Annotated in this window: 12 protein-coding genes; 7 read left to right on the plus strand and 5 right to left on the minus strand. The window is 38.9% G+C overall.

What is annotated here, in order from left to right; genetic code table 11:
• Positions 1–8: 8 nt before the first annotated feature.
• Both thrA and H5116_RS03435 read right to left on the minus strand, forming a co-directional pair.
• The gene (thrA, locus tag H5116_RS03430; protein ID WP_182715566.1) at positions 9–2426 is read right to left on the minus strand and encodes a bifunctional aspartate kinase/homoserine dehydrogenase I; all 2418 of its coding nucleotides are present in this window, start codon (positions 2424–2426) and stop codon (positions 9–11) included.
• A 228-nt stretch (positions 2427–2654) separates the two neighbouring features.
• On the minus strand, positions 2655–3023 hold the full coding sequence (locus H5116_RS03435) for a response regulator (RefSeq protein ID WP_024596295.1): 369 nt from the start codon (positions 3021–3023) through the stop codon (positions 2655–2657).
• Between the two features lie 355 nt (positions 3024–3378).
• Here H5116_RS03435 and H5116_RS03440 point away from each other — a divergent pair, with 355 nt between their 5' ends.
• A complete protein-coding gene (locus H5116_RS03440; RefSeq protein WP_024596296.1) occupies positions 3379–5148 on the plus strand; it encodes a sensor histidine kinase in 1770 nt (589 codons plus the stop codon).
• Between the two features lie 461 nt (positions 5149–5609).
• Positions 5610–6527, plus strand: coding sequence for a recombination-associated protein RdgC (rdgC, locus tag H5116_RS03445; protein WP_002962662.1), 918 nt, complete (start codon positions 5610–5612; stop codon positions 6525–6527).
• Positions 6528–6883: 356 nt separating this feature from the next.
• Here the strand turns inward: rdgC and H5116_RS03450 are convergent, their stop codons facing one another.
• On the minus strand, positions 6884–7120 hold the full coding sequence (locus H5116_RS03450) for a YgjV family protein (RefSeq protein WP_002962663.1): 237 nt from the start codon (positions 7118–7120) through the stop codon (positions 6884–6886).
• A gap of 287 nt (positions 7121–7407) precedes the next feature.
• On the opposite strand from H5116_RS03450, the gene H5116_RS03455 reads away from it, so the two are divergent.
• Positions 7408–8064 carry a Crp/Fnr family transcriptional regulator gene (locus tag H5116_RS03455; protein ID WP_002962665.1) on the plus strand — a complete coding sequence of 219 codons (657 nt, stop codon included), beginning with the start codon at positions 7408–7410 and terminating at the stop codon, positions 8062–8064.
• Positions 8065–8129: 65 nt separating this feature from the next.
• On the opposite strand, the gene H5116_RS03460 is transcribed toward H5116_RS03455, so the two are convergent.
• Both H5116_RS03460 and pepB read right to left on the minus strand, forming a co-directional pair.
• Entirely contained in the window at positions 8130–8696 is a 567-nt protein-coding gene (locus H5116_RS03460) for a phosphoribosyltransferase (RefSeq protein WP_002962666.1), read from the minus strand.
• A gap of 183 nt (positions 8697–8879) precedes the next feature.
• Complete coding sequence (pepB, locus tag H5116_RS03465; RefSeq protein ID WP_002962668.1) at positions 8880–10175, minus strand: aminopeptidase PepB; 1296 nt, start codon at positions 10173–10175, stop codon at positions 8880–8882.
• 123 nt (positions 10176–10298) lie between these two features.
• On the opposite strand from pepB, the gene sfsA reads away from it, so the two are divergent.
• The 4 genes from sfsA (at position 10299) to pcnB (ending at position 14295) form a co-directional block, all read left to right on the plus strand.
• Positions 10299–11018 carry a DNA/RNA nuclease SfsA gene (gene sfsA, locus H5116_RS03470; RefSeq protein ID WP_182715567.1) on the plus strand — a complete coding sequence of 240 codons (720 nt, stop codon included), beginning with the start codon at positions 10299–10301 and terminating at the stop codon, positions 11016–11018.
• A gap of 308 nt (positions 11019–11326) precedes the next feature.
• Positions 11327–11770 (plus strand): RNA polymerase-binding protein DksA, encoded by a 444-nt coding sequence (dksA, locus tag H5116_RS03475; protein WP_002962671.1) that lies wholly within the window; start codon positions 11327–11329, stop codon positions 11768–11770.
• Positions 11771–11790: 20 nt separating this feature from the next.
• The gene (gluQRS, locus tag H5116_RS03480; protein ID WP_182715568.1) at positions 11791–12735 is read left to right on the plus strand and encodes a tRNA glutamyl-Q(34) synthetase GluQRS; all 945 of its coding nucleotides are present in this window, start codon (positions 11791–11793) and stop codon (positions 12733–12735) included.
• 78 nt (positions 12736–12813) lie between these two features.
• Positions 12814–14295 (plus strand): polynucleotide adenylyltransferase PcnB, encoded by a 1482-nt coding sequence (gene pcnB / locus H5116_RS03485; RefSeq protein WP_002962675.1) that lies wholly within the window; start codon positions 12814–12816, stop codon positions 14293–14295.
• The last annotated feature ends 1 nt before the right edge of the window (position 14296 follow it).

Genomic DNA, 14296 nt, shown 5'->3' on the forward strand with positions numbered 1-14296 from the left:
ACGAGCTCCTAGCGCGATAGTGTTTTTAAAATATCAGCAAATACACCCGCTGCTGTTACTTCAGAGCCGGCACCATAACCACGAATTACAAACGGACGTGGCTGGTAGTATTGGCTTAAAATAGCAAGCGCGTTTTCGCCATCGCGAATTACATTAAGCGCATGCTTTTCATCAACAGCCTCAATACCTACTTTACAGTGACCTTCTTTAATTGTACCTACATAACGAAGTACCTTTCCTTCGCTCGCAGCACTTTGAATGCGGTCATTAAAATCAGCATCTAGGCTTGGTAGTTTTGCCATAAACTCATCAACGCTATCACCTTGTGCAAAACCTTGTGGTAATACTGACTCAACTTCAATATCGCTTAGTTCCAACTTCATACCGGCTTCGCGAGCAATGATCAGTAACTTACGTGCTACATCGGTACCCGATAAATCATCACGAGGATCTGGCTCAGTAAAACCGCTTTCTTTGGCTTTAATAGTTGCCTCAGAAAGTGATAAACCATCTTGAAGTGCGCCAAACATATACGAAAGTGAGCCTGATAAAATACCGCTAAACTCTAGTAACTCATCACCGGCACCAAATAATGACTGCAAGTTATCGATTACTGGTAAACCTGCACCAACGTTAGTTTCGTATAAAAATTTACGATTATTCTTTTGCGTAGCAGCTATTAAATCTTGGTAATACGTGTATGAGCTTGTTGTCGCTTTTTTATTAGCTGCAACCACATGAAAACCTGCATTTAAAAAGTCTACATACTGCGCAGCAAGTGCATCTGAAGATGTACAATCTACTAATACCGGATTCACTAAGTGGTTTTGCTTAACAAATTGCTCTACTAATTTTAAATCAAATGCTTGCTCAGATGAGGCCAATTTTTGCTGCCAATCACTAAAGGCGATGCCTTCGTTATCAAGGTGTAATTGACGAGAGTTAGCAACACCATACAAGTTAAGTTTAATATTACGCTTTTCAAGCCAAGCTTGCTGACGTTCAAGCTGATTAATAAGCTCTTGCCCTACTAAGCCACAACCTAGTAAAAACACATCAATTGACGGCACATGCGTGAAAAAGTTTTCATGGCATATTTTTACAGCGTCATTACATAACTCACCATCAATTACCGCAGAAATAGCACTTTCTGTAGAATCCTGTGCAATTGCCACAATATTTACTTGCGCTTGTGCAAGCGATGCAAAAAACTTAGCCGCTAAGCCTCGGTGTGCGCGCATGTTGTCGCCCACTAAAGTAACAATGGCTAAATTACGTTGTACTTGTACAGGCTCAATAAGCCCTGCTTGTAATTCAAGCTCAAATGCAGTTTGTAGCGCATCGAGTGCAAGTGCTAGGTCTGTTTCGTGCACACAAAAACTAATACTAAATTCACATGATGATTGCGTGATCAATACAATTGATACGTTATCGTGAGCAAGCGCGTTAAATACCTTAGATGCCATGCCTACTTTACCTTTCATGCCTGGGCCTGAAACAGTTAACATTGCAAGGTCTTGTAAGCTAGAAAGCGCTTTTACGGGCTCATCAGATGAATAATCGTTACCAATTAATGAGCCTTGTGCGTCTGGGTTATGCGTATTTTTAATTTCACATGGCACGCCTGCTTTAGCACACGGTAAAATTGTTTTTGGGTGAAGTACTTTTGCACCAAAGTAAGAAAGCTCCATCGCCTCTTTATAAGATAAAAAATCTACTTTAGTGGCTTTTTTAATATAGCGAGGATCAGCGCTATATACGCCATCAACGTCAGTCCAAATTTGGCAAATCTCAGCTTCTAAACATGCCGCAGCAATAGCTGCTGAGTAATCTGAACCATTACGGCCAAGCGTCGTAAGCTCACCTTTATCATTACTCGCCGTAAAACCAGGCATAATATAAATAGTTGCAGGGTTTTCTTTAAGCACAGCTTGAAAGCGAGCTTTACTTGCCACTAAATCAGCTTCTGCATCAATGTAGCCACCAGTTGAAGCAATACAGCTTGTTGCTTCTAAGTACCTTGCATCTTGTGAGCTCAATAAAGCCTGCATTAAAGAAACGCTAACGCGCTCTCCAAAGCTAATTACAAATGCGCGAACTTGATCAGGGCAACACTGTATAAGCGACACGCCATCTAATTTATTTTTAAGTTCCCTTAGGTCTGGCCAGCTTGTAACTACTACGCCACTTTTTTCAACGTCAGCTTTTAAGCCTTCACAACGACTCGCTAATGCTTGCCATTGCTGCGAAAAATCTAAGCCTTGCTCTGCAGCACTTGCAAGTGCAACTAGCGAATCGGTCATTCCACCTGGAGCAGAAAGCACCAATAACATTTCATCTTTTAACTGTGCTTTAACTAACTGAGCTACCTGTTGTAAGCATGCATAATCGGCAAGTGAAGACCCACCAAATTTTAAAACTCGCATTGTTTATGTTCCTCATCCCATAAAACGAAAAAAGGCCTGTGTTCTAAGTGAACACAGGCCTTTAAATTTGTTGCACCGACCTATGCCACTATCCAGTAAGAATGATGGTTGTAATAATAATGGTCAGTACGCGATTGATTGTTTTCATATGTTAAGACTGCCTTAACAAAGGCTATGCTGTCAACCCTAAATCAAAAGATAAAACAGCCTTTTTTAACATGAAAAAACCTAATGAATGCCAAATTTATGCAATATTTCATTCAAGCTTGATTTATTAATAGGTTTATCAATAAAATCAATTGCGCCAAGTTGGGCGACTCGTTGCTTCATTTTTTCCTGTATATCAGCAGAAATAACCAACACAAAGCACTCTATTTTTTCTGTTTTTATAGTTTCAAGTACTTGTATACCATCAACCTCTGGCATGGTGAGGTCTAGGCACAGTAAATCAAAGTTTTGTGCTCTTAAAAGATCGAGGGCGTTTGCTCCATTTATAGCTTGTTGTATATCTGCGTCTATACACTCATTTAAACAGCGCACGACTTGTTTACGAGCAACAGCAGAATCATCACAGACTAATATCGAAAATTTCATCATGTTTACTACTACACAACCATCAAAGTTATTAAAAGACCATCTTTCTTTGCACTCAGGACACTTTAACACGCATCTAAATACTTAGCGCATTAATAATTCAATGCAATGATAAATATAGAATTAACTCATTTAAATATGATGAACGAAACTAAATTCTAATCAAACTTACAAAACTTAACGTCTAGCAAATTTACTAATTCATAGCTGAGTTTAATTACATTAATACTACATACCGACTTAATTAGATTTATCTTATTAAATTTTAACTTTTTTATTTATTTTTAGAGGTTTATTGACTAACTTTTAAATTACAATAGTAACGTTACAAAAATAACAAAGGATGAACAAGTCACTCATGTTACAAAAAAGCCTTTCTAAGAAGCTGCTAACAAGCGTTTTATCCGTTTATTTTTTGCTTACCTTCGTAGTGACTTGCGGACAGGTGCTTGCTGAATATCTCAATACTAAAGACTATATACGTGATGAATTAAGTACATTACAAAAAACCTTTAGTCGTAGCTTAACACGTGCAATTTGGGAGCTTAATACCAAGCAAACAATTACAACAGCAGAAGGTTTACTCGCCATTCCCATGATTGAAGGGATTATTGTTCGAGACGACAGCGGCGAAATTATTTCACAGTTAGGGCGCTCGCTCGACATACATAAGCTATATAACCAACAGTTAGTACAAGAAGAAGCTATTTTAGAAGACGCGAAATCCGGTCTGTTTGGTTACACCTTTCCACTTATTTTTGAATTTTCTGGCCGTGCTACCCAAGTGGGCGACGTTACCTTGTTCTCTAGCCGAGAAGTTGTTTTAAGCCGAATTATGGTATCAATCTACTTTTTGATTGGTAATGCGATGATTAAAACTACCTTTTTAATCATTTTATTTTTAATGGCATTTAGAAAGCTTCTTACAGATCCCTTAGCTGAGCTTACTGAGCAACTAGAAAACCTAGAATTAGATGAGCTAGAAGGACAACACATAGAAATAGAAACAGAGGAGCATAACGAACTAAAAGTAATGGAGCAGTCGTTTAACAAACTAATAGATAAAGTGGTTCAGTACAGAAAAGAGCTTGAGCACACCCAAAAAGAACTTATTATTAGTAACGAAAAGCTCGATCATCACAACATACAACTTGAGCAAGACGTAGCCCGTAAAACATCAAACTTAAGCCAAGCAATGATGGAATTACAACAGCAAAAATACGAACTTGAGAAGCAAAAAATTGTGCTCACTGAAGAAATAGACTTACGCCGCAGCACAGAGCAAGAGCTAATTACAAAACAAACTGAATCTCAGCGTTATATAGAGGAATTAAGCCTTGCACAGGAACGTTTATTGGGCACAGAGAAGATGGCCGCACTAGGCGGGCTTGTGGCGGGTATTACGCATGATATTAACACCCCTATTGGTATAGGTGTAACGGCAATATCGTTTTTGCAAGAACGCTTAAATAAACTCGAAAGTGCTTATAGTGAAAAAACACTTTCACCAAAAGCACTAGAAGAATTTATTAACGAAGCAAAACAAAGTACAAGCTTGTTAACCACTAACTTAGATAGAGCCTCAGAGCTTATTGCTAGCTTTAAGCAAATAGCGGTCGATCAGGCCAGTGAAGCTGTAAGAACTATTAACTTTAAAGATTACACTAACGAAGTAATACGCTCACTGCATCCAAAACTAAAAAAGACATCCCATACAATAAAATTAGAATGCCCTGATGATTTAGTTTTAAATTTACCGGCAGGCGCCATCAGCCAAATTTTTACTAACTTAATTATGAATTCACTCATTCATGGCTTTGAAGGTAAAAGCAACGGTGTGATGGATATCAAAATAAGCGCAGATGACACTAACTTAACGATTGATTACAAAGATGACGGTAACGGAGTTACCAGTGAGCAATTGAAAAAATTGTTTGACCCATTCTTTACGACTAAACGCGATGAGGGCGGAAGCGGATTAGGTACCCATATAATGTTTAATTTAGTTAAACAAACTCTTAGTGGATCTATTGATGCAACGAGTGAACCTGGTAAAGGTCTGCGTTACTATATTCAATTTCCAAAGAACATGGCTAAGCCAATGCCTATTTTTGATAAATATGAATAAAAAAGTATATGCATTAAATTATTAGGGCGTATTGTTCTTTGGTGGTTGAATTTGCAGCAATATGTTTGGTTTTTAGGCAAGGCAGAGCCTATGTAGTGTGGTTATTCCCCATAAATAGGCGATAACGCAGCATAAATACCAAACATGCGCTGCCCTTTGAGCTCGATCTAGGGACGATTAACTCTTTGTTGCCTACATGGATGTAGGTAAGTGGCGTGAGCAGGACGCGGAAGCTTTGCTCGGTTTTTACTTATTCTTACATGGGTGTAAGCCAGTAGGGTAACGCAGGAGCAGTTACTTAGCCCACTAGGTTACAAACCTCGCGCTGCGATTTAACCTTCCTTGGATTGAACAAATTTCAATCCATAAAGTTCAACACGCCCTAGTAACAAATCAGTCATTTCGAGATGCTGTTTTTATTGCTATGATTGGACAAATTTTTCAAATGGATCAATTCCCCTATGTGGTTTAGTAACCTTATTTGTTACCGCTTTAAGCAAGACGTTTCATACACCCAAGAAGATTTTGATAAAGCATTAGAGCAAGATTTATTTCGCCCATGTACTGGTCAAGAGCTTGCAACATTTGGTTGGACGAAAGCGTTTGGAAAGCATGGCGAAACACTATCGCATTTTTCTCAAAAAAGTATTTTAGTTTGCGCAAAACGTGAAGAAAAAGTACTCCCTGCTTCTGTTATCAACGAACTAGTTGCTGAGAAAATTGATCAGATAGAAGCCGAAGAAAACCGCCCTGTTAAAAAGAAAGAAAAAGACGAATTAAAAGAAAACATTCTTCATACTCTTCTACCCCAGGCATTTAAAAAGTCGAGCTTACAATTCGCCTTTATTGACCAAGAAAATGGCTGGGTGGTTGTAAATAGTGGCAGCTTTAATAAAGCTGAAGAGCTACTGGCACTACTTCGTAAATCGTTAGGAACGCTCCCAGTTGTACCTGCGTTTGCTAACTACGACCTAGATGTATTCTTAACTGATTGGTTAACTAACTTTAGTACACCAGAAGGCTTTGCTATTGGCTCTGACGCTGAGCTTGAAGAAGCTGACGACAGCGGTGCACAAGTAAAACTAAAAGGCCATGATCTGGCATGTGATGAGGTTAAATCGCACTTAGAAAGTGGTAAACGCGTAACTAAACTGGCACTTGATTGGCAAGAACGCCTTAAGTTTATGCTGCAAAACGATGGCTCTATCAAGCGTTTAAGTTACTCTGAAACTCTAAAAGAAGAGAACGCAGATATTCCTAAAGAAGATATGGCTTTAAAACTTGATGCTGACTTTATTTTAGCTTCTGAGGAAATAAAGCAATTACTTGAAGAACTAACCGCTGGCTTAGGTGACGTTGAAGATTTAGAAAAAGCGTAAATACCACAACCTACATAAATATTTAAGCGCTTTGAAGCATTAAATAGATTCATATATAAGCAGGTTGGTATAACAGATAAAAAATCCGATAGCAGTTTACTGCTATCGGATTTTTTAATGGAATTTTTAGAAGCACTTATTTATATGTTTGTTATCCGCGAACAGAATTTAGCTAACGTTCGGCGTATTAAAACCTAAGGTAATCATCTTTTAAGTAAGAGCTTACAGCAAGGTTCAAAGAAAAGTTATGTAGAGTGATATGAGATTATCTGTATTCACTTCAAGCCGGAATGCACAAAAAACTGAAGTTTTGATTTTAATTGAAATCATTAACTTATTTGTGCAGATAACTTATTTTAGCTTTTAGCGTCTTCAACTTTAGGTTGGCGATATATTTTTATAATGTGGTATAAATTTACAAGCGACAATAAGCCGTTGGTAAAAATAACAGGTACTGCGCCAATGGCAACACCGTATGCAGTAAATACAATACAACCAAACATGTTGTACCAACGCAGTTTTACTACATCTGTCATTGTTAACGATGCAACCAATAAAGCTGATGCAATATAGCCTAAATATTCCCAACTCAATTGTTCTCTCCTAGCCTTTAGGTTAGCATTACATGTACTGCTAACTTATGGCACTTATAAGTATTGCAAAGTTACAACAAAATAAAAAAGCTAACTTGCTTAAAAACCTGAAAAAGTTTGCCGGAAAATACCAGCAAATTCTTAAATCATTACACGGGAAATGAAGGTAAAATAATACTATTAGCAAAGCTAATAATATTAGTAGCAAGTTAGCGTAAATTCTTAGTGTCTTAATGCTAACGTCATTAAGATGTAATAAATAGGACAAATGTCCGAAGAGCACATTGATGTTTCAATACCATTTTTCTAGTTACCTTGTTGATCAGCTTTTAACCTTTGCCGGTAGTAGCTATCAACAATCAAAAAAAGAAGTTCTGATCCATCAAGATCAGCCTTTAAGCAAGCTTGTGCTTGTACGCAGTGGCACTGTGTCGTTTAGTTACGACGTAGGTAATGGACGACGCCTGCTGTTAGGACAATTGGATTGTAACAACACCCTTATTGGTGAAATAGAAGCGCTAAATAATAATCCGTGTATTTATACGGTAACGTGCTTTAGCGATGTAACTTATAATCTTATTGAATTAAGACATTGGCGTGCTCTGCTGCTTGAAAAACCAGAACTGAGTTTATACACCGCACAAACTATTGCGGCTAAATTTCAGGAAAACCAAAAAATCAATTTAGATAAGCTACTACTACCATTGAGCTACAACATAGCCAAAGATTGCTTACTAAGAGCCGAGAACAACAACCCTACGCTACTTAGAGCCTATCCAACTGTAAATGCTGAAGCCGAACGCTTTGCTACCACTGAGCGAGCTTACAGACGTGTTGTTACAGAACTTGTCGAAAAAGGCTTGGTACTTAGAAGTAACGATGGCTTACAAGCAGTCGATATACCAAAGCTAAGTGAATACGTAGATAGCTTTGCTCAACTTTAAGTTATTTAAAATTTACCCATAAAAAAAGGCCTTAACGGCCTTTTTCTATTTATACAAATTACTGATTACTTCTCTAGCAAAATGTCATGAATTTTCACAAGATCAGATTTACCTGCAATAATTTCATCCGGTGTTAAACCCGATAGTTCATGCGGGAACACTAACCACTCTTCAGACTCATGAATATAATAATCTGGAACAGTGTCTACTTTTGAGTTTTTTGGCTTGTAGTACGGACATGCAATACGAATATCACGTGGCAAGTTTAAGCGCATAAGCTCTGAAAGCTTTTCTTTTAATGCAACAATACTACGACCAGAGTCAAATACATCATCAACAATTAATAATGAGTCGCCTGCATTTGCGTTCTCAACAATGTAATGCAAACCGTGGACTTTAATTTCTTTAGATTGTTTACCAATACCGTAATAAGACGATGTACGTACTGCAATGTGGTCAGTCTCAATGCCTTTATAATCGTAATATTCTTGAACAGCAATACCGATCGGTGCACCACCTCGCCAAATACCAATAATAAAATCAGGACGAAAGCCATCTTGGTATACTTGTGCCGCTACGCGGAACGAATCTTCAAGCAGCTGTTGAGCTGTGATGTAGCACTTATCTGACATAATTAGAAACCCCAGTGGTGGATATAAGATTTGAGCGCAGCTTAGAGTTAAGCAAAAATTAAACTCAAACAGGTATTGGCGACGGATTTTACCGCAAATGAAATAAAATTGCTTGCCTGTAAATTAAAAAATAGGCACCCAAAGGTGCCTATTTTCAGTGTAAAAAGCATAATTTAGTAAATATTATGCTTTTTCTTGTAGGGTACGAGCAACCGTACGCATACCTTGAGTTGTTGCGCCCGCTGCCCATTGGCTTGTACTGCCCATGTTAAAAGCAGCAGCTAAATCTATGTGCACCCAGCCTTTGCCATCGTTTGGCACAAAGCGTGATAAAAAGCCTGCAGCATTCGATGCACCGCCGTAACCGCCACCCTTTTGTGCACGGCTATTTGCCGTATCAGCATAAGGAGATGGGCAGTTTTGTTGATGCCATTTTTCAAGAGGCAGTGGCCAAGCAGCTTCCATTTCTTGAGATGCAAAACTTTCAACTTCACGTGCAAGTTCTTTATCAAGTGCAAATAATGCATTGTACTCTTGGCCAACAGCAACAAGCGCTGCTCCAGTTAGTGTTGCTGCATCAATGATAAGTGGAGCGCCAGTCTCTCCTGCTGCCATTAAGCCATCAGCAAGTACTAAGCGACCTTCAGCATCCGTGTTTACAATTTCAACTGTTGTGCCATTTTTGTAAGTAAGAATGTCACCTAATTTGTATGCATGACCCGAAATTAAGTTCTCAGCACAACATAAAAACAGCTTAATACGTTTTTCAATACCACGGTTAATAGCCAATGCTAAACCTGCTGTTACTGTTGCAGCGCCGCCCATGTCGCACTTCATACCAAGCATACCTTCGCTTGATTTAATTGAGTAACCACCTGAGTCAAACGTAATACCTTTACCTACAAGCGCAGCACTTACTGGTGCATTTTCGTCGCCTGTTGGGTTGTAATCAAGCTCAAGCAATACTGGTGGGCGAACACTACCGCGACCAACTGCATGAATACCAATCCACTGTTGTTCTAGTAACGCATCACCTTTAATAATTTGGTAACTTACATGTTCAGGCGCTAATGATTGAATAAACTCAGCTGCTTTTTCAGCTAGGCTTTCTGGGTATATGTCATCGGCAGTACCGTTAACCATTTCACGTGCCCAAATTGCTGACGTTTTTAAGTGAGCAAGTTCTTTAATATCTGATTGTGCGTTATCAACAAACTCAACACCGTTTAATGATTTTGGTGTTACAAAGCCTTGGTAAAAAGCCCACTGGCTTTCTGTACACCAAGTATCACCTGCTAATTCAACATTTTTAACGCCTTGGCTTGCAATAGTACGGCCTGCTTTTTGAACATTTTTTAATGTGTCTTGCTCAGATAAATGAACAGTTGCACCGCGCTCGTTAAAAGACAATGACGCATTATCGCCCCAATGACTCGCTGCTGCTTGTTCGCTTAGTTGAACAACAAATTTTTCACTCATGTTAGAATTCCCTTGCACTTAAATGTGCCACCGAGTTTACTATAGAGCGCTTAAGTTCCCAACAGCTTGAGATAAATAACATAAATCACACTGCTGAGCAGTGTTTACGCTTTGGAAGTTATTATGAAGTACACGCCAGCGCTGCAACCAGCCATATTATTAAAGCGCTACAAACGCTTTTTAGCTGATTTACAATTAAGTGATGGCAGCGAATTTACCGCCCACTGTGCAAATACAGGTAAAATGACGGGATGCGCTGAGCCAGGCTTTACTGCTTTTTATTCAACGAGCGATAACGCAAAACGAAAATACCCGCATTCATTAGAGCTTACGCAAAATAACTTATCGCAGCTTATTTGTATAAATACAGCGGTGGCTAATAAAGTAGTTGAAGAAGCAATAAACAATAATGTGATAAGCGAGCTACTCGACTACAGTCAATTGCAAAGCGAAGTTAAGTACGGCAGCGAAAACAGTCGTATCGACTTTTTACTCACAGACGAAAATAAGCCCAATTGTTATGTAGAAGTTAAATCAGTCACATTATTAAGCGAAGATACACCACAAAGCGGGCAAGGCTACTTTCCTGATGCGCAAACAGTGCGTGGACAAAAGCATATTCGCGAACTAATAGAAATGATCGAACAAGGCCACCGAGCAGTATTACTGTTCGCTGTTTTGCATGAGGGAATAAATACCGTAAGTGCAGCTGCGCATATTGATAAAAAATACGCCACGTTATTAAACCAAGCAATAATAGCCGGTGTTGAAGTATTAGCATACAAAGCCAAAATTTCAGCTAATGGAGTCTTACTTCATAAAAGAATAGCATTTATAGAATAGTGTAATAAACCAAGAGATTGAACTAAGCGTAATTTACAAAGCACTCTAATTATAGCAAGTGGTAAAAAGTGAATTATTAAAATTAACTTGTTTTTAAAGCTTTTGCCCATATAACAAGGCAAGTTTTAGAAAGCGAATATGTGAATTAATTAAAAGTGTAAATAAACTATTAATACACTTTTTTACTCAGTAAGCATGGTTGAAGCTAATTCGATTAATTAAAAATAAATTTGCCTAGGGTATAAGATTCTGTTATTTATACCGCCGGCTAATGCTGAGGCATTAAATTAAGGATTTAGGAGAGAGTTATGCCAGACCAAAAGAAACATGGTTTATTGGCTCAAGCCGGTTTAGAACCATACCAAGAAAAACCAGGCGAAGAGTACATGAATGATGCACAACGTGCTCATTTTAGAGCAATTTTAGAGACTTGGCGTAACGATTTACGTAACGAAGTTGATCGTACTAAATCGCACATGCAAGACGAAGCTGCTAACTTTCCTGACCCAGTTGACCGCGCTGCACAAGAAGAAGAATTCTCTTTAGAACTTCGTACTCGTGACCGCGAACGTAAATTAATCAAAAAAATTGAAAAAACAATTAATTTGATTAAAGAAGATGATTTTGGCTTTTGTGAGTCTTGTGGCATCGAAATTGGCATACGTCGCTTAGAAGCACGTCCTACTGCCGATTTATGCGTAGACTGTAAAACACTTGCAGAAATCAAAGAAAAGCAATCTGGACGCGGCTAATTAAAACTTATTAGTTAGTTATGTCTCCTACAGCCGTTACTGCGCCTATGCGTAAATATCGCGGTCGTTTTGCGCCGTCTCCTTCTGGGCCATTACATTTTGGCTCACTTGTAGCGGCTGTGGGTAGCTATCTAGATGCAAAAGCTAATCAAGGAAAATGGTTAGTTCGTATTGAAGACATTGACACTACGCGCGTGGTTGAAAACGCCGACTCCGATATTCTAAATACCTTACAAGCCTACGCCCTTTATTGGGATGAACCTGTTGTATACCAAACACAGCGCCTGTCTTTATATCAAGATATTACCCACTCACTTTTAGAGCAAAACCTTGTTTATGGTTGCACCTGTACTCGCAAGCAAATAAAAGCCATTGGCGGTATTTATCAGGGGCATTGCAAAGCACTTAATCATCATACTCAATCCGGCGCGCTTCGTTTAGTTCAGCAACATCCAACGACTCAATTTAGTGATTTAATTCAAGGTGATATATCGGTAAATAGTACATTATCCCACGAAGATTACTTAATTAAACGCAGTGACGGTTTATTTGCATATCAACTTGTTGTGGTCGTCGATGATATCGATCAAAGGATAAATCGAATTGTAAGAGGCGCAGATTTAATTGAACCAACAGCTCGGCAAATTAGTTTGTTTAAACAACTCGACAGCCCTGTACCTGAATTTGCTCATTTACCTTTAGCGGTTGCCAAACCCGGTTTTAAACTATCTAAACAAAATTATGCCCCCGCCATTTGTAAGCAAAATCCAAAGCCTGCTTTAATTAGCGCTTTTGAATTTTTAGGGCTACCTATTATAGCTGATTTAAGCGACTTAAATATAGAACAATTAATCGATTGGGGAATTAAAAACTTTAGCTTAAAACAGGTCCCCCAAGTATCCGAAATACAAATTTCTCAACATCCACATAGCCAGAAAGTCCAATTTACACATTTAAGTAAATAAAATAGCTAAAAACGGCTTAATTTCAACACATCAACTTAATTTTTAAACCCTGCTGGTATATGATAGCCGCCTAAATATATGCTAATTACGTCAAACAGCTTGTACTGGGTTATAACCGCCCTATTTGCTGTAACTTTTGATTGCGATGCAGAGTCAATCACACCTTCTAGGAGACAGACTATTATTTCCAAGCTTTTTCAATTTTGCCGACAAATAATCGGCCCGAATACCAGTGCCGAAAGCGCTTCTGTAAGCAGTGAACCTATTGTTGTCACTCGTGGTGAGCATGGTATTTCTCGCAAACAATTTAGCCCAAATGCAATCAAAGTATTATACCGCTTAAAAGACGGTGGCTACGATGCCTACCTTGTTGGTGGTTGTATTCGCGATATATTGTTAGGCCAACAGCCAAAAGATTTTGACGTAGTTACTAATGCAACTCCAGATCAGGTAAAAAAACTATTTAGAAACTGTCGCCTGATAGGTCGTCGCTTTCGTCTAGCACACATTGTATTTGGCCGTGAAATTATCGAAGTGGCAACAATGCGTGGCCACCACGAAGCGCAAGAAGACAAAAATCAAATAAGCCAATCAAGCAATGAGGGCCAACTACTACGTGATAACGTATTTGGCAGTATTGAAGAAGATGCAGAGCGCCGCGACTTTTCAATCAACGCACTTTATTACTCAATTAAAGATTTTAGTATTCACGATTACGCCAACGGCTTAGCGGCAATTAAAGCTAAACAAATCGAGCTTATTGGCGACCCTGAAACGCGTTACCGCGAAGACCCTGTTCGTATGTTACGTGCAGTACGTTTTGCCACTAAGCTTGATATGAGCATTGCGCCTAAAAGTGAAAAGCCAATTAGCGAGCTTGCAAGCTTGCTTGATAACATTCCGCCAGCACGTTTATTTGAAGAAATTCTTAAACTGTTTTTAAACGGCAAGGCCGAAGCTAACTTTTTAATGCTGCGTAAATACGGCTTATTCCGCTCACTTTTTCCTGAACTTGATAAAATTTTAGATAAAAACCCAAGTGGCTTAGAGCACACGCTTATTCAGCAAATGTTTCAAAATACCGACAAGCGTATTAATGCCGATAAAAAAGTAACACCGGCGTTTATTTTTGCTGCCCTACTTTGGTTCCCACTGCTTGAGCGCACTAAAAAAATTCAAAGCCAAGAGCAACTATCTGAATACGATGCTTTCGCACAAGCAATGAATAAAGTACTAAGCGATAATTCACAGCATATAGCTGTTCCTAAGCGCTTTACTTTAGGTGCTCGCGATATTTGGCATATTCAGCACCGCTTAGATAAACGTGCTGGCCAACGTGCATACAGGCTAACGCAACAGCCTCGCTTTAAAGCCGCTTACGACTTTTTATTATTACGCGTAGATGCAGGCGAAACTCAGCATACAGAGCTTGCTCAGTGGTGGACACAATACTTAAGTAAAGATATAAACGGCCAAAAAGAGATGGTTAAAAGCTTAGGTCATCAAGGTGGTCCTAAGCCGCGAAAGCGCCGTCGCCCTACTAAAAAGCCAACTGAGTAAT

It is taken from the genome of Pseudoalteromonas sp. SG45-2 (assembly GCF_014164115.1).
GTDB classification, from domain to species: domain Bacteria; phylum Pseudomonadota; class Gammaproteobacteria; order Enterobacterales; family Alteromonadaceae; genus Pseudoalteromonas; species Pseudoalteromonas distincta.

Bases quoted from the DNA above. Each gene is read 5' to 3' on its own strand.
- pepB (WP_002962668.1), bottom strand. From the start codon at position 10,175: ATGAGTGAAAAATTTGTTGTTCAACTAAGCGAACAAGCAGCAGCGAGT.
- sfsA (WP_182715567.1), top strand. From the start codon at position 10,299: ATGAAGTACACGCCAGCGCTGCAACCAGCCATATTATTAAAGCGCTAC.
- H5116_RS03435 (WP_024596295.1), bottom strand. From the start codon at position 3,023: ATGATGAAATTTTCGATATTAGTCTGTGATGATTCTGCTGTTGCTCGT.
- H5116_RS03440 (WP_024596296.1), top strand. From the start codon at position 3,379: ATGTTACAAAAAAGCCTTTCTAAGAAGCTGCTAACAAGCGTTTTATCC.
- H5116_RS03460 (WP_002962666.1), bottom strand. From the start codon at position 8,696: ATGTCAGATAAGTGCTACATCACAGCTCAACAGCTGCTTGAAGATTCG.
- H5116_RS03455 (WP_002962665.1), top strand. From the start codon at position 7,408: ATGTTTCAATACCATTTTTCTAGTTACCTTGTTGATCAGCTTTTAACC.
- gluQRS (WP_182715568.1), top strand. From the start codon at position 11,791: ATGTCTCCTACAGCCGTTACTGCGCCTATGCGTAAATATCGCGGTCGT.
- dksA (WP_002962671.1), top strand. From the start codon at position 11,327: ATGCCAGACCAAAAGAAACATGGTTTATTGGCTCAAGCCGGTTTAGAA.
- pcnB (WP_002962675.1), top strand. From the start codon at position 12,814: ATGCTAATTACGTCAAACAGCTTGTACTGGGTTATAACCGCCCTATTT.
- thrA (WP_182715566.1), bottom strand. From the start codon at position 2,426: ATGCGAGTTTTAAAATTTGGTGGGTCTTCACTTGCCGATTATGCATGC.
- rdgC (WP_002962662.1), top strand. From the start codon at position 5,610: ATGTGGTTTAGTAACCTTATTTGTTACCGCTTTAAGCAAGACGTTTCA.